General features: G+C 32.6%; 26 protein-coding genes and 1 tRNA gene. 17 read left to right on the top strand and 10 right to left on the bottom strand.

Translation table 11 applies throughout. The annotated features are described in order from the left end of the window. Nucleotides 1–251: 251 nt before the first annotated feature. The gene (locus tag SULAZ_RS05690) at nt 252–1205 is read right to left on the bottom strand and encodes an IS481 family transposase (RefSeq protein WP_187145710.1); all 954 of its coding nucleotides are present in this window, start codon (nt 1203–1205) and stop codon (nt 252–254) included. Between the two features lie 234 nt (nt 1206–1439). Further along, nucleotides 1440–2288, bottom strand: coding sequence for an IS982 family transposase (locus tag SULAZ_RS05685; RefSeq protein ID WP_012673626.1), 849 nt, complete (start codon nt 2286–2288; stop codon nt 1440–1442). A gap of 156 nt (nt 2289–2444) precedes the next feature. Between SULAZ_RS05685 and SULAZ_RS05680 the strand changes: the two genes are divergently transcribed. Both SULAZ_RS05680 and SULAZ_RS05675 read left to right on the top strand, forming a co-directional pair. Beyond that, nucleotides 2445–3968, top strand: coding sequence for an RNA-guided endonuclease InsQ/TnpB family protein (locus SULAZ_RS05680; protein WP_012674743.1), 1524 nt, complete (start codon nt 2445–2447; stop codon nt 3966–3968). A 55-nt stretch (nt 3969–4023) separates the two neighbouring features. Beyond that, a complete protein-coding gene (locus SULAZ_RS05675; RefSeq protein WP_012674259.1) occupies nt 4024–5001 on the top strand; it encodes a DHH family phosphoesterase in 978 nt (325 codons plus the stop codon). A gap of 5 nt (nt 5002–5006) precedes the next feature. Here the strand turns inward: SULAZ_RS05675 and SULAZ_RS05670 are convergent, their stop codons facing one another. Further along, a complete protein-coding gene (locus tag SULAZ_RS05670; protein ID WP_012674568.1) occupies nt 5007–5909 on the bottom strand; it encodes a PDC sensor domain-containing protein in 903 nt (300 codons plus the stop codon). A 273-nt stretch (nt 5910–6182) separates the two neighbouring features. Between SULAZ_RS05670 and SULAZ_RS05665 the strand changes: the two genes are divergently transcribed. The 7 genes from SULAZ_RS05665 (at nt 6183) to SULAZ_RS05635 (ending at nt 12649) form a co-directional block, all read left to right on the top strand. After that, nucleotides 6183–6521: a P-II family nitrogen regulator gene (locus SULAZ_RS05665; protein WP_012674761.1), complete on the top strand. Its 339-nt coding sequence runs from the start codon at nt 6183–6185 to the stop codon at nt 6519–6521. Nucleotides 6522–6544: 23 nt separating this feature from the next. Then, a complete protein-coding gene (locus tag SULAZ_RS05660) occupies nt 6545–7834 on the top strand; it encodes an ammonium transporter (protein WP_012674391.1) in 1290 nt (429 codons plus the stop codon). A gap of 27 nt (nt 7835–7861) precedes the next feature. Beyond that, entirely contained in the window at nt 7862–8902 is a 1041-nt protein-coding gene (locus SULAZ_RS05655; RefSeq protein ID WP_012673827.1) for an outer membrane beta-barrel protein, read from the top strand. 120 nt (nt 8903–9022) lie between these two features. Beyond that, the gene (gene aroC, locus SULAZ_RS05650) at nt 9023–10195 is read left to right on the top strand and encodes a chorismate synthase (protein ID WP_012673988.1); all 1173 of its coding nucleotides are present in this window, start codon (nt 9023–9025) and stop codon (nt 10193–10195) included. An 85-nt stretch (nt 10196–10280) separates the two neighbouring features. Next, nucleotides 10281–10547 carry an RpnC/YadD family protein gene (locus SULAZ_RS05645; RefSeq protein WP_012673657.1) on the top strand — a complete coding sequence of 89 codons (267 nt, stop codon included), beginning with the start codon at nt 10281–10283 and terminating at the stop codon, nt 10545–10547. Continuing rightward, entirely contained in the window at nt 10525–11622 is a 1098-nt protein-coding gene (locus SULAZ_RS05640) for a glycosyltransferase family 4 protein (protein WP_012674244.1), read from the top strand. The genes SULAZ_RS05645 and SULAZ_RS05640 overlap by 23 nt, the downstream gene beginning before the upstream one ends. Next, nucleotides 11615–12649 (top strand): polysaccharide deacetylase family protein, encoded by a 1035-nt coding sequence (locus SULAZ_RS05635; RefSeq protein WP_012674020.1) that lies wholly within the window; start codon nt 11615–11617, stop codon nt 12647–12649. Before SULAZ_RS05640 ends, SULAZ_RS05635 begins: the two co-directional genes overlap by 8 nt. Here the strand turns inward: SULAZ_RS05635 and SULAZ_RS05630 are convergent. From SULAZ_RS05630 to purL, 6 genes are read right to left on the bottom strand one after another with little or no spacing between them, the layout of a single operon-like run. Beyond that, a complete protein-coding gene (locus tag SULAZ_RS05630; RefSeq protein WP_012673449.1) occupies nt 12639–13172 on the bottom strand; it encodes a hypothetical protein in 534 nt (177 codons plus the stop codon). The two genes, SULAZ_RS05635 and SULAZ_RS05630, sit on opposite strands and share 11 nt — an antisense overlap. Then, nucleotides 13169–14122 carry a magnesium/cobalt transporter CorA gene (gene corA / locus SULAZ_RS05625; protein WP_012674968.1) on the bottom strand — a complete coding sequence of 318 codons (954 nt, stop codon included), beginning with the start codon at nt 14120–14122 and terminating at the stop codon, nt 13169–13171. The genes SULAZ_RS05630 and corA overlap by 4 nt, the downstream gene beginning before the upstream one ends. Beyond that, nucleotides 14115–14729: a segregation/condensation protein A gene (locus SULAZ_RS05620; protein ID WP_012673673.1), complete on the bottom strand. Its 615-nt coding sequence runs from the start codon at nt 14727–14729 to the stop codon at nt 14115–14117. Before SULAZ_RS05620 ends, corA begins: the two co-directional genes overlap by 8 nt. Next, nucleotides 14708–15694, bottom strand: coding sequence for a tetraacyldisaccharide 4'-kinase (gene lpxK, locus SULAZ_RS05615; protein ID WP_012674567.1), 987 nt, complete (start codon nt 15692–15694; stop codon nt 14708–14710). Before lpxK ends, SULAZ_RS05620 begins: the two co-directional genes overlap by 22 nt. Beyond that, nucleotides 15684–16667 carry an MBL fold metallo-hydrolase gene (locus SULAZ_RS05610; protein ID WP_012673468.1) on the bottom strand — a complete coding sequence of 328 codons (984 nt, stop codon included), beginning with the start codon at nt 16665–16667 and terminating at the stop codon, nt 15684–15686. Before SULAZ_RS05610 ends, lpxK begins: the two co-directional genes overlap by 11 nt. Next, nucleotides 16668–18926: a phosphoribosylformylglycinamidine synthase subunit PurL gene (purL, locus tag SULAZ_RS05605; RefSeq protein ID WP_012674397.1), complete on the bottom strand. Its 2259-nt coding sequence runs from the start codon at nt 18924–18926 to the stop codon at nt 16668–16670. Between the two features lie 180 nt (nt 18927–19106). Here purL and SULAZ_RS05600 point away from each other — a divergent pair, with 180 nt between their 5' ends. Genes SULAZ_RS05600 through SULAZ_RS05570 form a run of 8 tightly spaced genes read left to right on the top strand, consistent with a single transcriptional unit; the run spans nt 19107 to nt 24341 of the window. Next, entirely contained in the window at nt 19107–19553 is a 447-nt protein-coding gene (locus SULAZ_RS05600) for an Hsp20/alpha crystallin family protein (protein WP_012673756.1), read from the top strand. Between the two features lie 57 nt (nt 19554–19610). Then, the gene (locus SULAZ_RS05595) at nt 19611–20108 is read left to right on the top strand and encodes a phosphate-starvation-inducible PsiE family protein (protein ID WP_228357436.1); all 498 of its coding nucleotides are present in this window, start codon (nt 19611–19613) and stop codon (nt 20106–20108) included. A 49-nt stretch (nt 20109–20157) separates the two neighbouring features. Next, entirely contained in the window at nt 20158–20331 is a 174-nt protein-coding gene (locus tag SULAZ_RS09030) for a hypothetical protein (RefSeq protein ID WP_012673911.1), read from the top strand. Beyond that, nucleotides 20303–20809 carry a hypothetical protein gene (locus SULAZ_RS05590; RefSeq protein ID WP_012674795.1) on the top strand — a complete coding sequence of 169 codons (507 nt, stop codon included), beginning with the start codon at nt 20303–20305 and terminating at the stop codon, nt 20807–20809. Before SULAZ_RS09030 ends, SULAZ_RS05590 begins: the two co-directional genes overlap by 29 nt. A 10-nt stretch (nt 20810–20819) precedes the next feature. Then, the gene (locus SULAZ_RS05585) at nt 20820–22193 is read left to right on the top strand and encodes a phosphoglucomutase/phosphomannomutase family protein (RefSeq protein ID WP_012674146.1); all 1374 of its coding nucleotides are present in this window, start codon (nt 20820–20822) and stop codon (nt 22191–22193) included. 12 nt (nt 22194–22205) lie between these two features. Next, on the top strand, nt 22206–22622 hold the full coding sequence (locus SULAZ_RS05580; protein WP_012673595.1) for a hypothetical protein: 417 nt from the start codon (nt 22206–22208) through the stop codon (nt 22620–22622). Next, nucleotides 22619–23011, top strand: coding sequence for an acyl-CoA thioesterase (locus SULAZ_RS05575; RefSeq protein ID WP_012674326.1), 393 nt, complete (start codon nt 22619–22621; stop codon nt 23009–23011). Before SULAZ_RS05580 ends, SULAZ_RS05575 begins: the two co-directional genes overlap by 4 nt. A 4-nt stretch (nt 23012–23015) precedes the next feature. Continuing rightward, nucleotides 23016–24341, top strand: a complete 1326-nt coding sequence (locus tag SULAZ_RS05570; protein WP_012673762.1) for a TldD/PmbA family protein — start codon at nt 23016–23018, stop codon at nt 24339–24341. A 10-nt stretch (nt 24342–24351) separates the two neighbouring features. Here the strand turns inward: SULAZ_RS05570 and SULAZ_RS05565 are convergent. Continuing rightward, nucleotides 24352–24435: transfer RNA gene (locus tag SULAZ_RS05565), tRNA-Leu, on the bottom strand. Nucleotides 24436–24469 lie beyond the last annotated feature (34 nt).

The raw sequence follows: 24469 nt of genomic DNA, 5'->3' as shown, positions 1-24469 counted from the left end.
CTTACTCCAGAGGCACTTATACCGCTCAGATTACAAATTGCTTATCAATCTGTAATCCAAGGGCTGGCTTCCTGTTGTGTATAAGCACTCTCTTATTCTATTTTTCTATCTTGCCAAAACGTTTGGCAAGGTATCTTAGTGCTTACACTTACAACATTCTACTCATTATATTCATTATGATAAAATAACACATCTAAGTAAGTTTGTGTATGAGTTCTATACATCGTGAACACCTTCACCTAAAAATTTTATCATACTCCATAAACAATGTCTGCTGGTCTTTTGTATCCTAAAGAATGATGTGGCCTTATAAAATTGTACTTCCTTACATACTTCCTTAACTTCTTATTCATCTCCTCTAATGTGTAATCTAATCCCTCTATCAACCATAACTCCTCTTCTATTGTCCTTATCAATCTTTCTACAACACCATTAGTCTTTGGACTCCTTGGATAGCTAAAGTAATGCTCCACTCCTATATCCGTTAAATACTTGTTAAACTCCCCTAAAAACTCACTCCCGTTATCTGTTTGTACCCTCTTTATCTCAAATTCAAAATACTCATTTAACTCAATATAAAATTCTTTTGTTTTCTTTGAATTTTTACTTTCATATACCCGTGCAAAACAAAATCTGCTATACTTATCTATAGCTGTGAATTGGTAATATGTTGCACCTGCGATGTTCAGGTGTTTTACGTCTATTTGTACTACATCCCCTGGGGCTTGTGCTTGCAAGCCTCTTTTTGTCCTTTTCTTCTTTATACTCTTTTTTCTTTTGTTTTGTATTTTAATTGATTTTGTTCTCTCTATTAATCCTTCTTCTTTTAATACTTTATACACTGTAGATGGTGATACTTTTATGTTTTTTTCTTCTTGTAGATATGCCGATATTTTTTCTTTGCTCCAAGTTGGGTTTTGTTTCCTGACTTTTATTATTTGTTCTCTGTACTGATTTCTTATAGTTGGTTTTCTTGTGTTTTTTGGTGTTTTAGGTCTATCAAGAAGTCCTTCAAGTCCGTCTTTTTTGTATCTTTCAAACCATTTATAGAAGGTAGTTCTTGATATTCCGAAGTATCTGCAGGTTTTGGATATATTTTTTGTATCTTGGTAGTGCTGTATCCATTTTAGTCTTTTTTTGGCTTCTTTTGTTAAAGGAATGTCTTTAATCTTGTTTGATAGTTTTTTAGGAAAGAGTGTTGTCATATACATAGGGGGTTCCTATAATACCTTTCATATAACCTACCTCCTGTTTTTGTTGAAATTATTTTAAAGGGGTAGGTGTTCACTGTGTATTGAAACTTATACATAATTTTGATAACCAGTTTCAAGACTCAAAATATCAAATGGAAAAACCCCTGAAAAAATAGAAAAAGATTTATCAAAATTCTTTTCAAAAGATATATTGGATATATACTCTAATTTCCAATTTAAATAATTTTAAAACAAACCAAGACAAGTAGCAAAACTTAAAGCTAAAATGAAGAAGTTTATCTTAGCTTTAAATCCTTCTAAAGATACTGCCCTGATATCCTCTATTCCCATATAGTATAACTTGCTAAATACTGTCTCTATTCTCTTCCTTACTCTCTTTAAAAACTCTTGTTTATCCTTTTGTTTGTGATGTACTTTCCCCTTCTTTCTTATAGCCTCTAACTCTATTCCTAAACTCTTAAATTCTTCTTTTAAATCCTTTGAATTAAAAGCTTTGTCTGCTATTATTGTCCCTTTGTTTAATATATCTATCAAAACACTGTCCTCTTTTACTTCCTTTAAAAAGTTTATATCATGCTTTGAAGCTGGAATAATCTCATATCCTATCGGTCTTTTGTAATAATCCACTATTAATCTTATTTTAAAACCAAACCATTCTCTTGCTGCATTGTTTCCTTTGTATAACTTACCAGAAACTTTCTTGTTTCTTTTCATTCTTTGATTTTTACAAACAGGTATTGGTTTTGTATCTGCTATGTATACTGTGGTTATCTTCTCAGAAAATAAATTTGTAAGAATGATTGAGATTACTTGAGCAAGTTTATATAGTTTTTTAGCTCTTTTTACTATTGCTGGTAATTGAGGAACATAAGGGAAAAGGTCATTGTAATTCTCTTTAAATTCCTTAAGTGTTATTTTGTAATCACCTTTTCTATAGCTCATAGAAAATATGATGAGAGTTATAAGCTCTACATCAGAGAATTTAGGCTTATTTGTTTTATGTTTATGTTTTATGAGTTTTAGGATTTCATCTGTCAGAATATAAACGTTTATGATATAATCTCTAAAAGTCATGATTTTACCTCCAGTGGTAGTTTTACTTTATGATACCACTGGAGGTTTTTTATTTCATCTTTTTTTCGAATTGGAAATTAGGGTTGGATATATATATATAACTAAAATTTTTTAGTAACTCTTGACAAAATGCAGTTAAATGATTACTTTAATTGTATGAAACCACAAGAAAAAATAAAAAGAGTTTTTACCATAAGAGTAGGCGGAAAAGAAAGAAAAAGAAAAGTAAGAACTCTACTCTTAGACCTTGCTCACTTTAGAAACATACTTACAATTCTTATCACAAAATATTATACCCTTTATAAAGAACATTTACTAAACCAATCTATTCTCTATGGTCTTGTTGCAAAAAACTATACAGGTAAATACAAAGAAGAGTTTGAAAAGGTCTTAAAAAATATAGAAAGTAATCCTGAATTAGCAGACCTACTTATAAAACTTAAAAATCAGAAAGAGAAAGTAGATAATCCTCACTACATCCAATACATCATCCGTCAGACTATAAAAGACTTTAAAAGCTTTTTCAAATCTCTTGAAAGCTTTAAAACCAATCCTGAAAAATTTAAAGAAATACCAAGACCACCTAAAGCTAAAAAACTTAAATATCTTATGAACTTTTCTGTAGAAGGAAATGTTAACACCTTTAAGCAAGAAGGAGATAAAATAATAATCAGGCTCAAAAACAATAAGTATCTTAAAGTTAAATTACCTAAAGATTTCCCTTATAAAATTTCCTCACTAAGAATAAAACTCTTTGGAGATGACCTTTATGTAGATGCTGTTTATGAGTATCCTTTAAAAGTAGAACAGCCAGAAGGAGAATACAAAGCAGGAATAGATATAGGATTAAATGAACTCCTTTCTGTCGTGAGTGAAAATCCAGAGTTAAAAAGTTTTATAGTATCAGGAAAAGAAATAAAAGCTTTCAATCAGTGGTTTAACAAAGAAATGTCAAAACTTAGAGCTGAAATAGACAACTTAAAAAACTCTGTCAAGAAAGGTTTTATTGAAAACCAAGTTGCTACTAAGAAGATTTATGAATTAGAATTAAAGATGAAATCTCTATCTTCCCACAGAAAGAGATGGCTTGACAATAACTTTCACAAAATAGCAAGGAAACTGGTTGATTTACTCCATGAAACAGGACATAAAACCATCTACATAGGAAAAAATGCAATTGAAAGTAAAAACGGCATAGACTTAGGAAAGAAAACTAATCAAGAGTTTGTATCTATTCCTTTTAGAAGGTTGATAAAGTTAATAGAATACAAAGCTTATGAGTATGGGATGGAAGTTATAGAGGTTGATGAGAGTTATACATCTAAAACATCACCGTTAGCTAATATATTTGAAGTAAAAGAGACAAAAAATAAAGAAGTATGTCAAGGAAAAAGGGATGGAGATATATTTAAAGATAAAGTTTTAAATAAAGTATTTCACGCAGATTTAGTGGGAGCAGTGAATATTATTAGAGTAGGAGCCAAGCTCCTGAGACTTAGGTTTTACGAAAATCTTAAAACTTTCTTTATAAAGCTTTGCAATCCTGTAAAGCTTAAGTTGATTGATTTGTTTTACAAAGTATCTCCTGAGTCCTTATGGATAGGGAGTAGTAGGTGGGGAGCATCATTCCCTGCAGGGTGGATGGAAAAATCAGGTTATTTGAATACATTTGGAACTTAAAATCTGGTTTTTCTATACCTGCCCTTACGAAAAAAAGAAGTTGTGAGGTGGTAAGATGGAAAAAACAGTTCCTGTAATAGAAAGATTAAAAAGAGAAGAAAAAGATATACTCATATTTACCCATGAAAATCCAGATGGTGATGGAATAGGCAGTATGATAGCCCTTTATCTATTTTTGAAAAAATTGGGTAAAAATGTAACAATGGCAATGAAAGACGATGTTCCATACGTTTACAACTTTTTACCTCATGTAAATGAGATAAAAAAATTACCTATAAACCATAAATTTTCAGTAGCTATACTTGTAGATGCAGCTCACAGAAAAAGAGCAGGAACTGAGATACAAGCCCATGAACTTATAAGAATAGACCATCACGTTGGAGGAGAGTTTGAAAGTATTTACGACTGTGTAGATGATTACAGCCCTTCAACTACAGCTTTAGTTGCAGAACTACTTAGAACTTGGGATGAATCTTTAGTAGACAAAGATATAGCAACCTGTCTTTACACAGGACTTATTACAGATACAGGGTCTTTTAAGTACAACAATACAACATCAAAAACATTTGAAATAGCAAAATTTCTAACAGAAAAAGGAGCAGATCCACATTACATATCAAAGATGATTTTTGAAAGAAACAAAGTAAATGTATTACTACTACTCCAAAAAACCCTATCGACTTTACAATTATATGATAATGGTCAAATAGCTGTTTTGACAGTATTTAGGGAGTTTTTAAACGAAACAAACACAACAGAAGAAGATACAGAAGGTTTTGTAAACTTTGCAAGAAGCATAGAAAGTGTAAAAGTAGCAGTTATTATGATTCAAAGAGAAGATTTAAAGACTTGGAGAGTATCTTTAAGAGGAAAAGGAGAGGTTGATGTTCAAGAGATAGCCAAGTACTTTGGTGGTGGTGGCCACAAAGATGCAGCCGGATGTAGGATAATCGGTGAGTATGAAAAGGTAAAAGAAAGTCTTATTGAGAAAATATCAGAGAGTGTAAATAGAAAAGTAGAAGTTATGAGATAGAATTGTTATTTAAATTCTCTCTCAAACTTTTTTACTGATATTTCTGATTTTGTTCCTAAAAATACATATATACCCAAAGATATCAAAACAAAACCAACAGATGCAATTATACCCATTGAGTAGATTAACTTTGAAGGATCAGATATTGTAAATTTAAATACGAGCATTAAAGCTTCGATGGATATAGCTATAATTATAGATGCTAAAAATCTAGTTAAAGTTTTTCTAATTTCTGAATGTCTTCGTGGGTCTTTGTATAAAAGGACTTCTTCTTCAAAGATCGTTTTTGATAAATCAAATATTGCAATGGCAAGTGTAACAAGAATTACAGATTTAAAAATATGCTCTGGGTTTGGGTCTATAATAAAAAGATTTAAACTACCCCACAAAACGAGTTTAACACTTATAAGTCCTAAAAAAATACTAAATACTGTGTAAAATATTTTTGTAATTTTTTCAAATTTATCTTTTGTATAAAAATGCTTATCTGACTGTAAAAGTGCTATTAAATCTATATCAAAACATAATATTTTCTTTATTGATCCATTTTCATCTATTATTGGAATAGCAACTGTAGCAGATATTTCTGAACTGGATACAGATTTGTAAGGTTTTGTTACTATACATTTTTTCTCTTTGACTACTTCCAAATAGTAAGGCCTTGAAGACCTATCAGCACCTTTTCCAAATCTACTTACTTTCTTTATATAAAGAGGATTTATAACATTGTCTATTATCTGAATTCCATTACCATCTAAAATATAAAAAAGTTCTATAAAAGGGAATGAGACAAAAAGGTTTTCTTGAAATCTTTCATCTTCATAGTTCTCAAATCTTTCCAGAAAACTTTTTAACTCTTCACATAAAGTATTTTTCATCTCACTTAAAACATGTTCAAACTTTTCCATAACTACAACACCTTTTTAAATTTTAACTCTATTCTATAATATGCAAAATTCATGCCTGACTTTTCGTAAGCATCTATGAGTGAAAATTTATTTATCTGCATTAAAACATAGCTTTTGTATCATAAGGTTGCACAAAAAGAAGGCATCTAAAAGAAAAATTTTAGATATTTTAAAATGAAAAAATATAAAAAATACAGATTTTAGAAATATTTAGTATGATTGGCATAATTTTTGGTTTAAGATTTGATGTGTATTAAACAAGGAGGTTTAGCAATGAAAAAGGTAGAAGCGATTATTAAACCGTTTAAGCTGGAAGAAGTAAAAGATGTTCTGGCTAGTATTGGAAATTTTGGTATCACTGTGTCAGAAGTTAGAGGCTTTGGTAGACAAAAGGGACACACAGAGTTTTATCGTGGAGCTGAGTACACAATCGATTTTTTACCAAAACTTAAGATTGAAGTTGTTGTAGATGATGAAATGGTAGAAAAAGTTGTTGAAGCTATCGTATCAACTGCAAGAACCGGAAAGGTGGGAGATGGAAAGATTTTTATTATCCCTGTAGAAGAAGCTATAAGAATTAGAACAGGGGAAAGAGGTCCGGAAGCTTTATAAAATTAAAATCAGGAGGTGTTATGATGAGACGTTTAGCATTTATTTTAGGAACATCTATTCCTACTTTTGTTTTTGCTGGTGAGGCTCAAAAAATTGATTCTGGAAACACAGCTTGGATAATTGTTGCCACTGCATTAGTTATGCTTATGACTCCGGCAGGATTGGCTCTGTTTTATGGAGGTATGACAAGGTCAAAGAATATCCTTAACACTATTGCTATGAACTTTTTAGCATACTGTGTTGCATCTATTATCTGGATTTTTTGGGGGTATACATTAGCTTTTGGAACAGATATATCTGGAATAATTGGAAGTTTAGAGCATTCTTTTTTAATGGGAATATCTGTAAATGATGTATGGTCAACAGGAAATATACCAACATTACTTTTTGTTGCCTTTCAGATGACTTTTGCAGCGATTACAGTAGCATTAATAAGTGGTGCTATCATAGAGAGGGTAAAGTTTCAATTTTGGTTGTTATTTACTGTTTTTTGGCTTACTTTCGTTTATTCTCCAATTGCTCACTGGGTATGGGGAGGGGGATTTTTATCTAAACTTGGTGCTTTAGATTTTGCAGGTGGTACTGTAGTACATATAAATGCTGGTATTGCTGGTTTAGTCTTAGCTTTATTGGTAGGAAAAAGAAAAGATTATGGTAAAAAGGCAATTTTACCTTCTTCAGTTGTCCTTACAGTATTGGGAGCTGTTTTACTATGGTTTGGATGGTTTGGATTTAATGCAGGTAGTGAGCTTGCAGCAGATGGTATAGCAGCGAATGCATTTTTAGTTACTAACACTGCAGCAGCATTAGGTGCTATATCTTGGATGATTACAGAATGGATAATTTACAAAAAACCTACTTTACTTGGAGCTGCTTCGGGAGTTGTTGCTGGATTAGTAGCTATAACACCTGCAGCCGGGTTTGTTGATTTGTTTGGTAGCATAGTTATAGGTGTTATCTCAGGAATATTAGGATTTATAGGTGTGTTCTGGCTTAAAAAGAAATTTGGATACGATGACTCTTTAGATACATTTGGAGTTCATGCTTTAAACGGTATATGGGGAGCTATTGCAACAGGTATTTTTGCAAATCCTTCGGTTAACCCTGCAGGAAAAGGCCTACTTTACGGTAATGCTACACAGGTTTTGATACAAATAGAGGCTGTTTTAGCAACAATAGTTTATACTGCAATTTTAACAGGAATATTATACTTTATAGTTTCGTTAATTACAAAAGGTGCAAGGGTAGATGATGAATCAGAGACTACAGGTCTTGATGAAGCTATTCACGGAGAGAGAGGCTTTGAACTTTAAAAAAATTGTTTTATTGGAGGTGCTACCATGAAAAAGTTAGTTTTATCAACAGTACTTACAGCTACAACCATGGCAAACGCAGGTCAAATAACAGCACTAAACAGTAATATCGAACTTAGTGGCGGTTTGACAACTGGCTACTTTTACTCAACCAATACTGGAACATCTAACCATGACAACTTTAAAGTAAGTAATTTTATTATCTCATTGTCTTCACAGACTAAAGATAGAGGAATAGGATTTACTACAATGTTTGGTAGTATATTACTGCCAACTCTATACGATGGTGGAATTACAGACAATAAGGCTATTTTAAATCAAAATTTTGGTGTTTTAGCAGGATATCTTACTTATCTTCCTTTTGAAAATGTTTCTGTAGATGCGGGACTACTAACTACAAATATTGGGTACGAAATAGCAACATCCTATGCAAATCCTAACATAACTTACGGTAGTGTGTTTAATGCTCAACCTTTTATCTATCCGGGAGTTAGAATTACCTATTCTTACAAAGATTTTAAATTCTACGGAGAAGTTAACAAAGATAAAGGATATTTAAATGGTAGTTCTTCTTTACAAACATCTGGAGCTTACGCAGTTGGGACATTAGGTAGTCTTTACGGTATTAACTATGCACTTTCTTACTACGATTACACTGCTTATAAAAACCTTATTGATTTAGTTTTATCAAAATCTTTAAATCAAAATCTTGATATTGCTTTAAACGTAGACTATCAATGGCTTGACAACACTGCAAAGCAACAAGGACACGATAAATATGGATATGGTATTGCTTTTTACATTATTCCTAAGTTTGAAAATATATCCCTCCCTGTTAGAGTTGAATATATAAAAGACGGTTCAAAAGGAAAAGAGAGTGGTATATACAACAGTGTAGCATCTGGATACAGTTTTACAATCACTCCTACATTCAAACCATCAAAGAATACTTTCATAAGGGTAGAAACATCCTACTTTAAAACAGATAACAAGGTATTTCAAGATAAATCTGGAAATCAAAAAGATTCAAAATTATCCGGTGCTGTAGAACTGGGTTTACTGTTTTAAGATTTTTACAGGAAGCTACTCCCCCAAGGAGTAGCTTTTTATCATTTATCATAAAGAAATATAAAAATACCTCAAATCTTGCTATAATATGTCTATACTCTATACTTAAGCGGAGGTTTTATGCTTAGATTTTTAAATGCTGGAGAATCTCACGGTCCAGCCTTAACTGCAATAGTTGAAGGCTATCCATCGAATGTTAATGTCTCTTCTGATAGAATAAACCATGAACTTGCAAGAAGACAAAAAGGATACGGTCGTGGCGGCAGAATGAAGATAGAAAAAGATACAGTCGAGATTTTGTCAGGTGTTAGATTTGGTATAACACTTGGAACTCCAATAACACTTATGATAAAAAACAAAGACTGGGAAAACTGGACAGACATTATGGCAGTAGAAGGACAGCCAATAGATAAAAGACAGATTTTGGAACCAAGACCTGGACACGCAGACCTTATTGGAGGTATAAAATACGGTTTTTATGACCTTAGAAATGTCTTAGAGAGAGCTTCTGCAAGAGAGACTACTACGAGAGTAGCTGTAGGAGCTCTATGTAAAATCTTACTTGAAGATATAGGAATAAAAATAGGTAGCTACGTTTTATCCATAGGAGAAAAAAAGATATATAAAGAAGAGATAAAAAACCTATCCTACGAAGAAAGATTTGAAAATGCAGAAAATTCAGAAGTTAGAATTCCTGTCTTAGGGAAGGATGAAGAATTTAAAGAATATATAGATAAAATGAAAGAAGAAGGAGAGAGTTTAGGAGGTGTTTTTGAAGTTTACGCTTTAAATGTTCCTATTGGACTTGGTAGCTACTCCCAATGGGATAGAAGGTTAGACGGTATCATTGCACAAGCTATAATGAGCATTCAAGCTATTAAAGGTGTAGAAATAGGAGAAGGTTTTAACCTTACATATACAACTGGATATAATGCCCATGACGAAATATTCTGGAGTAAAGAAGAAGGGTTTTACAGGAAGACAAACAGAGCTGGAGGACTTGAAGGTGGTATGACAAACGGAATGCCAATAGTGGTTAGAGCTGCCATGAAACCCATTCCAACACTAATGAGACAAAAATCCTTAAAATCTGTTAACGTAAAAACAAAAGAGCCTTTTGACGCTGCAAAAGAAAGGTCTGATATAACAGCAGTTCCGGCAGCTGCCGTCGTAGCAGAAAGTATGCTTGCTTTTGTCCTTGCAAGAGAGATACTCCAAAAGTTTGGCAAGGACAACTGGATTGAAATAAAAAAGAGAATAGAAGATTACAGAGAGTATGTAAAAAGTTATTAGAGGGTAGAATTGTCTATAGAAAAACAACCTCACGATTGGTTTTTTAAGATAGTGGTGGGAAGAGATAGGAGGTGAAGAGAAGATAATGACTTTAACAGAAAAATGGAAAATGGAAGGACTTCAACAGGGACTCCAACAGGGTATTATAGAGGGTTTGAAAGAAAGCATACTATACACCATAGAGTTAAAGTTTGGTTCAATTCCAAATGATTTTAAAGAAAAACTAAATAATATATCTGACGCTAACAGATTAAAAGAGATACAGAAAAAGGTTGTGTTTGCAAATAGACAGTTTAGATTATATACTTTTAGAGTTAAAAGGAGAGTGATTGAAAGTTTTACAAGTTGTTGACGGAACAGGCTGGGGTGGGACAAAAGAGCAAGTTTACCTAACTACAAGAGAGTTAAAAAAGTTAGGTGTAGATGTTCATATAGCACTTAACTTTGAATATAACCAAATGATAGAAAAGTTAAAACCTTACGATGTATCTATCCATTTTTTTGAAGAAAACAAGCCAAATGCAAGATATAGATGGTCTAACTACAAAAGATTAATAGAGATAATAAAAAATAACGATTTTGATATAGTCGTTGCTAACTCACCAAAAGCTATGGATTATGTTAATATAGCTTACCTTTTCCTAAAACAAAAACCTAAACTTGTAGCCGTAAGAAGGTCTGGAAGAGTACCTTCTTTTATCTCAAAACATCTAAAGTATTCTAAATCTGATAAAATTGTGGTAGTTTCAAAGCAAGTGGCAGATATCTTAAAAGAAAATAACTTTTTCCCTGAAAAGCTTGTAGTTATTGAAAGTGGTATAGATTTAGAAAGGTTTAAACCTTACCCCGAAGAAAAGTTAAAACTTAGAGAAAGCCTAAACCTTCCCAAAGACTATAAAATATTTATAAATGTGGCAAACTGGCAGCTTCAGGTAAAAGCACAAGATAAGCTAATACAGGCGTTTTCTATGTTAAAATGTGATAACTGCTTACTTTTATTAGTTGGTTTAGATACAGACAAGTACGCTTTACAGTATGCAGAAAAGTTTGGAGTAAAAGATAAAGTGATAGGACTTGGATTTAGAAGTGATGTTCCAGACTTACTCAATGCTAGTGATTTCTTTGTTTTATCTTCAAACTTAGAAGGTATTGCTGGGGCATTACTCCAAGCTATGGCAACAGGAAAAGTTTGCTTATCAACATTGGCAGGAGGAATAGGAGAGTATTTAGTAGATGGGTATAATGGTTTTGCTGTAGATATAGGAGATGTAGAAGCAATGGCAAAAAAGATGGAAATAATGCTAAATCTATCTACCAAAGAGTATGAAACCATATCAAAAAGAGCCGTTGAAACTGCCAGAAACTACTCTATTGAAAACACAGCACAAAAGTACATAAAACTTTTTAAAGAGCTTACTAATGGCTGAGCTGTTTGTAATTTACTATCATAAAATTCTTCCAAAATGGGGATTTGACGTTTACTATAAAACCTTTGAAAGAGAAGTTAAGATATTAAAATCCTTCTATAACGTTATAACACTTGACGACGTTTACGATTATATCAAATCTGGTAAAACTCCAGATAAACCTTCTGTGGCTATTACATTTGATGATGGTTATGTAGACAACTTTGTATATGCCTACCCTATTTTAAAAAAACATGGTTTAAAGGCAACAATTTTTCCAATAGTATCACGACTTATAAAAAAAGACTTTGTAAGACCTACTCTTTTTGATTACTGGGAAGGAAAAGTTAGTTTCAAAGACCTTCATCAACCTAAGACTATGGCAGAAGCTAACTTAGAGTATTTAAAATACGGACACAGTCAAGATTTTTTAACAGTAGAAGAACTAAATAAAATGAGGGATGTGTTTGATATTGGAGGTCATGCTTCTATCCACAGTAGAGTGTTTTACTCAGATGAGATTGTAGATTTTTACGATGGCAAAAACGGACACTGGAGCTTCCTATACGCTTATGAAGAAGACCCACAGATAGGTTTTCCCATTTTCCCATCCTTAAACAACCTTGCAGTAGAAAGGTCTTTCGTGAAAAAAGAAGTTAAAGAATACATAAAATCTTTAGATAAATCCTTTTTTAACCAGAAAAACTGGAAGGATATTCTAAGACAGAAAATAAAAGAAACCTTTAGTAGTTTAGTAAACGTAGAATCTAAAGAAGAAAGAAAAAACAGAGTTTATCAAGAACTAAAACAATCAAAAGAAGAACTTCAAAATCTCCTTGGCATAAAAATAAGACATTTTGCCTATCCTTTTGGTCATTACGATGATGTTTTAGTAGATATAACAAAAAACTTTTTTGATACTGCATTTACAACAGAAAAAAAAGCTATTAAAGTAAATACAGACTTACACAAAATCCCAAGATTTGCTATTGCTAAAGACTTTACAAGTTTTTTAGCAGTTTTAGGAAAAGCAAAGTTTAAGAAATAGACTCGTCTTCCTCTACTTGCTTTTTTACAAACTCTCTACTTTTATACTCTATATAGTCTTGACTTTTGTAAACGTATCTAAATGTAACAACGTATCCTATAAAAGCTGAGGTATGAAATGCAAGCTGAACAGGAGATAGCAACCCTTCATCAAAGAAAAAGCTTAAAAGCTCAGACACTAAAACTGCAAAAAATAAAAATAATAGTGTTATCCCGTAAGCTAACGTTATTCTTCTATTTAAGATAAAGTCCTTTTCTGTGTAAAGATTTTTTGCTTTTTGTTTTTCTTCTTCTGTAAATTTCTCTACAATTCCAGCCTGTTTTTCCTTCATTCTTAGTATAAAAATAACAGCACTGCTGTATAAAGTGGTAGATATTACAACCCATACCGCTTTAAAAAAGTCTGCTTTTTCTGTTATGATTTCATTTTTATAGATAAAGTTAATCACTGATAAACCAAGAATAATTAAAAACGAAAAAATCAAAGTTGTTACAAAAAGTAGCATAAGTTTTAGTTTAATCATAGCCATCCTCTCTTTTTAAAGAAGTAAAGAGGTACAGTAGCAGTTAAAACCATCAAAAGTAAAGAGAAGTAATAACCATACTTCCAGTGAAGCTCAGGCATATTCTCAAAGTTCATTCCGTATATACTTGCTATTAATGTAGGCGGAATAAAAATAGTTGCAATTACTGTGAATATCTTTATAACCTTGTTTTGCTCTATGTTCAAAAGTCCCAAAAATGTGTTTTGTAGATAGTTTAATCTTTCAAAGTTAAACTTTGTATAGTCTATAAGTGAGTTCACGTCTTTTATAAGTATCCTTATCTCTTCTCTTACATCTGGTGGAAGTTTATAACTTTTTAATAAAGAGGATAAAACTCTCTGTTTGTCAATTAAAGACTCTCTTATCGTCATGTTTAAATCTTCGTAGTAAGAGATTGACTCAAACACTGTCTCAGTTACGTCAAGATTTCCTGAAGAAACCACTTTCCCTAACTTGGATATCTCTTTAGAAACATTTTCTAAAACATCAGAGTCAGATGCTATCTTTATTTCCAGTATAGATGAAAAAATGTGATAGCCTGTTTTATATACGCTGGGATTTGTCATAAGTCTTCTTGCAAACTCACTAAATGTTTTTAACTCTCTGTATCTAACTGTTATGATGTAGTTGTTTTTTATAATAAATGAGACTGTTTCGTTAAATGCGTTTTCTCCTTCTCTTATAAGAAAAAACGTGTTTATAGTTACACTGTCTTCCTCTTCCCAGTACCTTGAACTTATCTCTATATCTTCTCTTTCTTGAATAGAAGGAAACTCTATGTTGAAGTTTTCTACAACCCAGTTTATCTCTTCTTGTGATGGATTGTATACATCTATCCAAAGAATGGGAGATTTATCTTCAACCGGTTTTAACTCTTTACACTGGTAAGACCGAATAATTAAGCCTTCTCTATAGAAAATTCTAATCATGAATATAATTATACACTTGCACCGGCTCTATGTAAATTTCTTCGTAAGGTTCTTCTTGATAAAGATTGATTTTATTATCATGATTTAAAAATAAAAGGGCTACAAAGGCTTGAGGTTTGTTTGGATAGTTAAGCTGGGAAAACTTTATTACTTCTTCTACTTGTTTTAACTCTTCTTCTAAATACTTTATTGCATCTTCTAAAACTGCTTTTGCAAGTTTGTAATCAAAAGTGTTTTGTTTTCTTACTGAGCTTTTTCTTTCGTATGGCTTTCTTTCTTTTTTAGGTTTTGTCTCTATTGGTGGTGAGACGTACTCTTTAAGAATGTGGGCTATCTCTTCTATTGTATAAAATCTTTTTATCCCAAATAACCTTTTTCTACTGGTATTTTGACTTTCTTCTTGCTGGTCTAAAGTTTCTGCTTTCATCTTAAGTAGTAGTGCTGCAACCACTAAAACTTTTGAAGCTGCTGCCAAGTCTGGGATATACATATTTTTTATTTCCTGTAAAAATTTATCTGCCAAAACTGTGATATCTATGTTCCAAGGGTCTATCTCACCTTTTAAAACCAGTTTTAAGATAACATCTAATGGGTTTTTTGTTTCCATAGTTTTTCTTCTATAAAGTTATAAAACTCTTTCGGTAAAGTTAGTTTATAACTTAAGGCGTATACGTTTTCAAGATTATCTATTTTTATTATATCCTTTTCTGTTGTGAGGTATGTTTTATCCTTATCTACTTTAAAGTCTTCATAATCGTAGTGGTCTGGCAGTGGAATAAAATCTTCTATAAAAAATCCATACTCTTTTGAAAGATGTTCTAAAGCTACAAAAAACTGTTTATTATTTCCAAGTCCTGAAAAAACTACTACAGACTTTCCTTTTAGGTAAGATATATCTTTGTAGTTTCCTTTTGTATCAACAAGGTTTTGGAAGCTCTCTTGGGTTATAAAAAATGGTTTGTTGTAAGTTTTTAAGTGTTTTATAAAATCCTCTTTTTTTTCTATTAAATTAAATCTATTTACAATAAAACAGTCTGCAAATTTGTAAAAACTCTTTGGTTCTCTCAAACTCCCAGCTGGTAGAAGTTTATCTTCCCAGAAGGGTTTTGTTGCGTCTATCACTAATATGTTTAAGTCTCTGTGGAGCTGATAGTGTTGGTATCCATCGTCAAGGACAAAAACATCTACTGGTGAGGTTTTAAGGTACTCTAATCCTGCCTTGTATCTATCTTTACCTACAACCACTTTAAGGCCTTTTTTCACCATTAAATAAGGTTCATCTCCACATGTTTCCCAATCTTTATTTTCATCACAGAATAAAAATGGTTCTTTGCTCTTTCTTTTATAACCTCTTGAAAGTATGACAGGATTTAGACCTTTTGATTTTAGATATTGGGCAATTTCTATGGTTAAAGGTGTTTTACCACTTCCACCAACAGATAGATTTCCTACAGATATAACTTTTTTAGGCAGTTGCTTTTTCTTCAAAAAATCTAACTGATACAAAAACCTTCTTAAAGAAGCTAAAGACCCGTATATTAAGCTAAGAGGGTATAAAAACCTATGATACATTAGGAAAGTACTTTCTTATCTCATCTAACACTATATCTTTGTTTTTGCCATACCTTCTTGAGAAATGAAACACTATAAGGTTTTTTACGTTTGCAGAGTTTGCGATTTCTGCTGTCTGGGTAGTAGTTAAATGATAGACTTTTTCAGCTTGATCTTTATCCCTCTCTAAAAACACTGCCTCACAGTAAAGATAATCAGAGTCTTTTACAAGTTCAATTATTTTCTTTCTGTTTTTAGGGCTGTATAAAACGTCTGTTATATACGATATCTTTATTCCCTTTTGAATGTAGGTATACTCTTGTCTTAAATAGTCATAATCATACTCTTTATCTCCTATCTTATAAGTTTTACCTTTATTAGTTTCATCAGATAGCCAATTTTTAAACTCTCCTATCTCTTTTCCTTTTAGTGGAAGCTCTTGGACTTTTTCTTTTTTTAAATAAAGTTTGTCTTTGTACTCAAAAGAGTATCCCATAACTTTTATTTTATGGTCTAATACAGCGTATTTTATCCTGTAGTGTTCATTTTCGTAGATTACGTTATCCTCTGCTTTTTCTTCTTTTATAAAGTCTTTTGCAAACTTTCTTTTTATATTAAATTCGTAATACTCGTATAAATCTTCTTTAAGGGATTTTACTCTAAATATTAACTCAGGTTCAAACTCAACTAAATTCCAAGTGTAGCCTTGAAGTTTTGAGTAAACGTTGTGAGACAAAGGATCTATTCCAAAGATTTCAACTATCTGAGATCTTCCCAGTTTATTTCTTAGCATAAAGTCAAAGCCAATAAAGTGGTCCATATGGGTATGGGTTATAAAAATTTTATTTATCCGCCGTATTAAATCCCTGTCTAACTTATATATGTTTCCTACATCAAAAAGTAAGTATTCGTTAAGAGAAGGTATCTCTATAACAATTCCGGGGTCTTCATACTTTTCATTTATTAAGTAATGTTTTATCCTTGGTTCTGACATTTACTTTAAAAAATCTCCCAAAGTGTTTTCATAAAGTTTTCTAAGTTCAGATATAGGTGTGTTTATAACTTCTTTACCATTTATTTTAACTGTAAGGTTATCTTCCTGTTTAGTTTTTCCTACCAGTTTAAAGTCTACCTCTAACTCTTTTGCCAGTGCTTGCAACTTCTCTAAATCTTTCTCTTGGAAAGATATTACAACTACAGACCTAAGCTGGTCGAAAAGTTCAAAATCCGGTCTGTAGGATGTTTGTAAGTCAACATCTAAACCTAAAGTTTTTTCTTCTTTAAATGCAGGTTCTAAAAGTGCTGTTATAAGGCCTCCATCTGATACATCGTGAGCTGACTTTATTAAACTTTTTCCTTTTTGTATAAATTCCATAAGTTTTAACTCTGTTTGTAGGTCAACTTTTCCAATATCTCCTGCTACTATGCCAAACACTTCTTGTAAGTACTCACTTCCTGCTATGTTAGGTTTTTCGTTAACCTGTCCTACTATTGCTATTAAATCTCCTTCTTTTTCGTAGAAAGATGGGATAGCCTCTTCCACTTTGTCTAAAACACCTACTGCCACTACTATAGGTGTTGGGTATATGTTTACTCTTTTATCTGATAAAACTGTTTCATTGTATAAAGATACATTTCCACTAATAACAGGGACGTTTAAGGTTTTGCAGGCATCCGCCATGCCTTTTGTAGCTTGTTCAAACTGCCACATAATTTCTGGGTTTTCAGGGTTTCCCCAGTTTAAACAGTCTGTTATAGCCAGTGGTTTAGCTCCTGTTATGTAAACATTTCTAACAGCTTCTACTACAACCCTTTTACCACCTTCGTAAGGGTCTAAGTATACGTACTTTCCATTTCCATCAGAAGATATTGCAATACCTTTTTGGGTTTTTACTTCTGGTCTAACAGCCCACTTTAACCTTAAGACAGCTGCATCATGTCCCGGTTTAAACACAGTGTTAGTCCCTACTTCGTGGTCGTACTGGGAGTAAATCCAAGATTTTTTAGCTACAGTTGGAGAAGATAAAACTTTTTTAACAGCTTCTAACAAATCAGGTTGTGGCAGTGTATCTTGATTAAAGGATTTTACTTCTTGTAGATAGGAAGGCTCTTTTCTAGGTCTGTTGTAAACCGGAGCATCATCTACAATGGCAGATATTGGTAAATCAGCAACCTTTTCTCCTTTGTAAAACACCTCCATTTTACCTGTATCAGTTGTCTCTCCAATTACTGCAGCTTCCAATCCATGTTTTTTAGCTATTTTTAAAACTTCTTCAACATTTTCTTCGTTTACTGCGTAAAGCATCCTTTCTTGAGATTCTGACAGTAAAATCTCGTAAGGAGTCATACCTTCTTCTCTTAAAGGAACGTTTTCAAGGTAAACTCTAACGCCCATTTTAGATTTAGCACCAAACTCTGAGGTAGACCCTGCCAGTCCTGCAGCTCCAAAGTCTTGACAGCCTTCTATTAAACCTTTATCCATTACCTCCAATGTACACTCTATTAACCTTTTACCAAAGAATGGGTCTCCTATCTGAACGTTAGGTCTTTTTGACTCTGTCTCTTCACTAAACTCAGCAGAAGCCATAGTAGCTCCGTGGATTCCGTCCCTTCCTGTAGAAGAACCTACCATAACCATCTTTTGACCTACTTTAGTAGCCCTTGCTCTAAACATCTTATCTTTTTCTAAGACACCTATACAAAAAGCGTTTACAAGAGGGTTTCCTGCGTAAACCTCATCAAAAACAGCCTCTCCCCCTACAGTAGGAACGCCTATACAGTTTCCGTAAAATCCTATTCCTTCAACTACTCTCTTTACTATTGGTTTTGTATCTTTTATCCCTTTTCTACTTCCATCTTTCCTAATATCTCCAAATCTTAAACTGTCAAAAAGGGCTATTGGTCTTGCACCCATTGAAAGTATATCTCTTATAATGCCACCTACACCTGTTGCAGCTCCATGAAAAGGCTCTATATAAGAAGGGTGGTTATGTGACTCTATTTTAAATGCAACTGCATACTTATCGTCTATCTCAACTACACCAGCGTTTTCTCCCGGACCTTGAATAACCCATTCAGCCGTTGTAGGGAAAACTTTTAAAAATGGTTTTGAAGATTTATAAGAACAGTGTTCACTCCAAAGAGCTCCAAAAACACCCAGCTCAACTTCGTTAGGCTCTCTTCTTATTAACTCTACGATTCTTCTATACTCTTGTAATGTTAAACCGTGAGCTTTTAAAAATCTCTCTTCCATCTTTTTCTCCGATGAATAAAAAAGTATTGCAAATATTATAACATCTATGGATATTTATAAATAAGGTTAGGACAAAATTAGAATATGAGTTTAACATTGTTAAAAAACTTGACAATTATAAAGTAAAGGTATATATTTATATCAGTATCAATTAAAAAACTTTAACAGGAGGTAAGGGACATGGACAGAAGATTAGTACCAGCATTTGCAATCTCACCATTAAGAGAACTTGCAAGAATTGAAAACGAGATTAACAAATTTCTAAAGGAGTTTATGCCACAGGAAATTACAACAGAAGTAGTAGCATGGAAACCAAGAGTAGACGTTTATGAAAAGGATAACAACATAGTAGTTGAAGCAGAGATTCCAGGAGCTAAGAAAGAGGATATTGAAGTAAAAATAAAAGATAATGCCGTTGTAATCAGAGGAGAAGTTAAGAAAGAAGAAGAGAAAAAAGAAGAAAACTATTACAGAAGCGAGAGGTTCTACGGTAAATTTGAAAGAGTTATACCTCTTCCAGCAGATGTAAAAGTAGAAGAAGCAAAAGCAGAGTACCAAGATGGAGTTTTAAAGTTAACTATACCAAAAGCTACATCTGAAAAAGAAATTAAAATTGAGGTAAAATAGTAGAGAAAGGTGGGGTTAAAATCCCACCTTTTAATTCATGTTAAAAAGGGTAAAGGCTTGAGTTTAAAAGAAAAGTATAAAAAACTATTAGAACCTCAAAAGATACATGAAAAGTTAGGAGATTTATTTGAATTCTTTGAAGATGTAATTATATCCCTTTTAACTCTACTATTGTTCGTTCTCAGTATCATTGCTATCTTTGACTTAAGTAAATCCCTACTTAGTGAAGACCATACTTTTATGGATTTTGTGCCAAAATTTCTATATCTATTCATTTTAGCAGAGTTATTTAGATTAAACATAGTCTATTTAACCGAAAGAATAATAGATACTTCCTTAATTGTTAAAACTACTCTTATTGCTGTTTTAAGAGAGATAATCATTAAAGCTCCACAGTTGAAGTTTTTAGACTATATTGGTGTATCTGTTTTGTTGGCTGTTTTGGCTTTGACTTATTACATTCCCAAATATGTATTTAAAAAAGAAAGAAAATTTGGAATAAGAAAGAGGAGAGTTATTAATAAAAGAGATAATAAAAAACAAAGTAGTGATTAATCTATGGTAAAATTTAGAATAATTAATACTTTATTTTTGGTGTGATAAGATGGAAACTGAAAGCAGCTGGTTTGAGTTGGCGGGTATTATATTTTTCACATGGATGGTTATTATCGTAGGTTTACTTTGGGGACTGTCTATAAAGGCTAGCTACAACGAAGAAAAGCAGAAACAAAAACAGATGGAAGAATCAAATGGAAACCCAGACAAAAAAGACACCTAACTATCCATTTATAATTCTAACAGGATTTGGAGTAGTTGCAACTTTAATATTTGTCTTTCTTTTTGTTTATCAACTCTCTGTTGGAAAAGTAAGACAAGAAGCCCTCATTGAGTATGCATACCCGAAGATAACTCCTCAAGAGTACTTTAACGAGCTTAAAGTTGTCTGTCAAAAAAATAAATTTGAATTTAGAGAAATCATAGTAGAAGAAAATTACTTTTTAGTCCAACTATACTCAAGAGAGTTTATAGAAAAAGCCAAGTCTCTCTCTCCTTCCGTTGTACCTTTAGTAATAGTAAATCTAAGTATATCTCCCTTGCCTGATGGAACGGCAGTAGTAGGAAATAACCCGTATCTATGGAGAGTAATGATTGAAAATAAACAAGTAGACTCGTTTGCAAAAGATTACGCTGAACTTGTAAAACTACTACTAAATGATGTATATTACTCTGTAAAACAAAAGAAAAAGACAATTTAGGGAGAGTATTATGATAAAGTTTGGAACTGATGGATTTAGAGCTATTATAGGACAAGATTACACTTTTGATACAATAGAGAAGATAGCCCAAGCTCAAGCAGACTCTTTAAAAGAAAGGGGAGGAAAAAAAGTAGTTATAGGTTATGACACAAGGTTTTTGTCAGAAGACTTTGCTTTATCTGTTGCAGAAGTATTTTCTTCCAACGGTTTTCAAGTGTTTGTATCTAAAGGAAACTGTACAACGCCAGCCTTGTCCTATGCAGTAAAGTCTCTGGGAGCTGATGAAGGAGTTATGATTACAGCTTCCCACAACGGTTATAAATACAACGGATATAAAATAAAAGGAAATTACGGAGGACCTGCTACTGTAGATATAATAAAAGATGTTGAAAGTAGGTTTGGAAAATCAGCTGTTTTAAAAGGAAAAAAAGAGTTTGAGTTTTTAGACCTTACAAACCACTATTTAGAAAAAGTAAAGTCTTACTTTGACTACTCTATATTTAAACAACAAGAGTTAAAAGTAGTCCACGACCCAATGTTTGCAACTTCAATAGGTTTATACAATAGACTTTTGGAAGACACTTTTATTGATGTAGTTGAGATAAACCATTTTAAAGACCCTTACTTTGGAGGGCATCATCCTGAACCTATAGACAAAAATCTATCTTTACTAAAAGCAAAAGTAGTGGCTTTAGAAGCTGATTTAGGTATAGCAAACGATGGAGACTCTGACAGGGTAGGAGTTGTATCAGAGACAGGAGAATTTGTAAGCACTCAAATTTTGTACGCACTTTTACTACTACATACAGTTAGAAACAGAAAATTTAAAGGAAGTGTAGTAAAAACAGTATCAACAACATATTTAGCAGATAGGATTGCCCAAAAAGAAGGTCTAAAGCTACACAAAACTCCTGTAGGATTCAAATACGTAGCTGACATTATGCTAAATGAAACAATTGCCTTTGGAGGAGAAGAGTCAGGAGGATACGGGTTTGGTTTTCACATACCTGAAAGAGATGGTATACTTTCCGGAATGCTTATGTTAGAGATGTTGATGCTTTATGGAAAACCTTTAAATGAAATTATAAAAGACCTTTTTAAAGAGTTTGGAGAGGCACACTACAAAAGAGAAGACATTAAAGTAGAAGGAACTCAAGGTTTAGACTTAGTAAAATCTTTTAAAGAGAAAGATATAAAAGAGTTTGCAGGACTCAAAGTAAAAGAAAAAGATACAACTGATGGAGTAAAACTGATTTTTGAAGATGATAGCTGGCTACTACTTAGAGCTTCCGGAACAGAACCAGTTTTAAGGATATACGCAGAAACGCCTTCATTAAAAATAACAGATAAGTTAATAAATGAAGCAAAAAAACAAATTCAATAAAGGAGTTTAAAAATGGAAAACATTTATCAGCCTTATGAAGTGTTAGAAACAGAAGAAGGAGAAATCGTTATACTTGTAGAACCGGACAAACATCTTCTATCTATTGTAGAAAGTCAAAGTGAGAATGTAGAGTTAGATGTTGATGTAGATTACGACGAAGAAGATGAAGAGTTATACATTTTAATGACAGTTTACATTGGAGACAGTGAAATATTCTTTACTCTTCCTTATGGTGAGTCTTGGGATGCAGTAATAGATAAAGCTTCTTTTTCTATAGCGTTTATATCTGAAAAAGATTTTGAAAATAAAAACTACGACCAAGTTCCAAGTATGACTATTCAACTTGACGACCTTACCCTTGGGTTTATAGAAGGTTGTAAAAGAACTGCAGAAGTCCTTTTTGGAGAGGATGAATTATTTGAAGAATGATACTTAATTACATTCGTAAGATTAACTTTTATGAAACAGATGCTCAAGGGGTAGTCCATCACTCAAACTACCCCAGATACTTTGAAGAAGCTCGTGGTTTTTATTTAGAACATATAGGTCTTCCTTATCCAAAACTCAGGGAAGAGTTAAAGATAGATGTTGTTTTACTCTCTCTAAATGTAGAGTATCTAAAACCTGTCAAGTTTGGAGATGTAATTAATATAAAGTTTTCATTATCAGAATCAGACAATTACTTTTTTAAGTTTAATTATCAAGTTTATGTAAACGATACACTATGCGCAAAAGGTCAGACAAAACACTGCTGTATAAACAGAGATTCAAGAAAAGTTATAAAAATTCCCAGAGAGTTAAAACAAAAGATGAGGTAAAAGTATGATTGAAAAAGTTGTAGATATAGCAGAGAAAAAGTTAAAAGGTTATCAGTGGGAGATTTTTTACTTAAAAAATAAAAAGTTAAAAGCAGAGTCAAACGACTTTAATTTAGAGAAAGTATCTTCCGCAGAGGACAGTGGTTTTAGCGTAAGAGTTTTAAACGGAAATTCACAAGGTTTTGCATACTCAACATCATTTACAGAAAAGGCTATAGAAGAAACTATAGAGACTGCAAAACAACTCTCCCAGATAACTTCTTCCGATGAAGGAAACTATCTACTTGATAAACTACAAGAAACAGAAAAAGTAGAGTACTTTGACACTTTCGCCGTCAATCTACCAATTGAAGAAAAGTTAGAAAAAGCTATAGAGCTGGAAAAGTTAGTAAAGTTAAAAGATGAAAGAATAAAAGCCGTAAGAAGCTCCACATTTATAGAAAACATTGTTTACACAACTTTGATTAACTCAAATGGTATAAAAATAGAAGAAAAGGGAACTTACTACACTGCTATGGTTTCAGCTGTTGCAGTAGATAAGGGTGATTCCCAGATTGCATGGAGTTATAACTCTACAAGATTTTTAGGAGATTTAAACTTAGAAGAGATAGCCTCAGAAGCTGTATTTCACTCAACCTCCTTATTAAATGCAACTACTATTGAAACAAAGAAAATGACTATTTTACTTGCACCTCACGCCATGACAGAACTGTTATCTACATTCTCTTACGCTTTCACAGGAGATGCACTGATAAAAGGAAAAACACTGTTTAAAGATAAAATAGATGAAAAAATCGCTAGCCATAAGATAACTATCGTTGATAATGGAAGATATCCAAAAGGTCTATACTCTTCTTCTTACGATGCTGAAGGTGTAGTAAAGAAAAAGAATGTTTTAGTTGAAAATGGTGTGTTTAAAGGATTTTTACACAACCTTTACACAGCTAAAAAAACAGGTCAATCTTCTACAGGTAATGCTGTAAGAAGAGATTTTAGGTCACTTCCAAGTGTTGATATTACAAACTTCTATGTAGAGGCAGGACAAGATAACATAACACAATTCTTAAAAGAAGCTGATGAAGTTTTATACATAATAGACCTTATGGGATTACACACAGCAGACCCAATATCAGGAGAGTTTTCACTGGGAGCTTCTGGAATTATCTACCACAAAGGAGAGGTCTTAAAATCTGTAAGGGGTATAACCATAGCAGGAAACTTTTTAGATATACTTAAAAACGCTGTACTTGTAGGAAACGATTTGAAGTTTTACGGTAATGTTGGAAGTCCTTCTGTTGTTGTTGAAGGGTTGACGGTAGCAGGAGAATAGATTTAAAGAGTGCCCAGGGTGGGATTTGAACCCACACGCCCTTGCGGGCACTGTCCCCTCAAGACAGCGCGTCTGCCAGTTTCGCCACCTGGGCATTTAATAGATAAATATTATATATCGTAGGAGAT

Origin of the sequence: Sulfurihydrogenibium azorense Az-Fu1 (assembly GCF_000021545.1) — a bacterium.
GTDB lineage: Bacteria > Aquificota > Aquificia > Aquificales > Hydrogenothermaceae > Sulfurihydrogenibium > Sulfurihydrogenibium azorense.
The sequence above is the reverse complement of the archived record's forward strand: the minus strand, read 5'-3'. Positions and strand labels throughout refer to the sequence as shown.

Coding starts and splice junctions, on each gene's coding strand:
- SULAZ_RS05690 (WP_187145710.1), bottom strand. CDS start 1,205: ATGACAACACTCTTTCCTAAAAAACTATCAAACAAGATTAAAGACATT.
- SULAZ_RS05685 (WP_012673626.1), bottom strand. CDS start 2,288: ATGACTTTTAGAGATTATATCATAAACGTTTATATTCTGACAGATGAA.
- SULAZ_RS05680 (WP_012674743.1), top strand. CDS start 2,445: ATGAAACCACAAGAAAAAATAAAAAGAGTTTTTACCATAAGAGTAGGC.
- SULAZ_RS05675 (WP_012674259.1), top strand. CDS start 4,024: ATGGAAAAAACAGTTCCTGTAATAGAAAGATTAAAAAGAGAAGAAAAA.
- SULAZ_RS05670 (WP_012674568.1), bottom strand. CDS start 5,909: ATGGAAAAGTTTGAACATGTTTTAAGTGAGATGAAAAATACTTTATGT.
- SULAZ_RS05665 (WP_012674761.1), top strand. CDS start 6,183: ATGAAAAAGGTAGAAGCGATTATTAAACCGTTTAAGCTGGAAGAAGTA.
- SULAZ_RS05660 (WP_012674391.1), top strand. CDS start 6,545: ATGAGACGTTTAGCATTTATTTTAGGAACATCTATTCCTACTTTTGTT.
- SULAZ_RS05655 (WP_012673827.1), top strand. CDS start 7,862: ATGAAAAAGTTAGTTTTATCAACAGTACTTACAGCTACAACCATGGCA.
- aroC (WP_012673988.1), top strand. CDS start 9,023: ATGCTTAGATTTTTAAATGCTGGAGAATCTCACGGTCCAGCCTTAACT.
- SULAZ_RS05645 (WP_012673657.1), top strand. CDS start 10,281: ATGACTTTAACAGAAAAATGGAAAATGGAAGGACTTCAACAGGGACTC.
- SULAZ_RS05635 (WP_012674020.1), top strand. CDS start 11,615: ATGGCTGAGCTGTTTGTAATTTACTATCATAAAATTCTTCCAAAATGG.
- SULAZ_RS05630 (WP_012673449.1), bottom strand. CDS start 13,172: ATGATTAAACTAAAACTTATGCTACTTTTTGTAACAACTTTGATTTTT.
- corA (WP_012674968.1), bottom strand. CDS start 14,122: ATGATTAGAATTTTCTATAGAGAAGGCTTAATTATTCGGTCTTACCAG.
- SULAZ_RS05620 (WP_012673673.1), bottom strand. CDS start 14,729: ATGGAAACAAAAAACCCATTAGATGTTATCTTAAAACTGGTTTTAAAA.
- lpxK (WP_012674567.1), bottom strand. CDS start 15,694: ATGTATCATAGGTTTTTATACCCTCTTAGCTTAATATACGGGTCTTTA.
- SULAZ_RS05610 (WP_012673468.1), bottom strand. CDS start 16,667: ATGTCAGAACCAAGGATAAAACATTACTTAATAAATGAAAAGTATGAA.
- purL (WP_012674397.1), bottom strand. CDS start 18,926: ATGGAAGAGAGATTTTTAAAAGCTCACGGTTTAACATTACAAGAGTAT.
- SULAZ_RS05600 (WP_012673756.1), top strand. CDS start 19,107: ATGGACAGAAGATTAGTACCAGCATTTGCAATCTCACCATTAAGAGAA.
- SULAZ_RS09030 (WP_012673911.1), top strand. CDS start 20,158: ATGGAAACTGAAAGCAGCTGGTTTGAGTTGGCGGGTATTATATTTTTC.
- SULAZ_RS05590 (WP_012674795.1), top strand. CDS start 20,303: ATGGAAACCCAGACAAAAAAGACACCTAACTATCCATTTATAATTCTA.
- SULAZ_RS05585 (WP_012674146.1), top strand. CDS start 20,820: ATGATAAAGTTTGGAACTGATGGATTTAGAGCTATTATAGGACAAGAT.
- SULAZ_RS05580 (WP_012673595.1), top strand. CDS start 22,206: ATGGAAAACATTTATCAGCCTTATGAAGTGTTAGAAACAGAAGAAGGA.
- SULAZ_RS05575 (WP_012674326.1), top strand. CDS start 22,619: ATGATACTTAATTACATTCGTAAGATTAACTTTTATGAAACAGATGCT.
- SULAZ_RS05570 (WP_012673762.1), top strand. CDS start 23,016: ATGATTGAAAAAGTTGTAGATATAGCAGAGAAAAAGTTAAAAGGTTAT.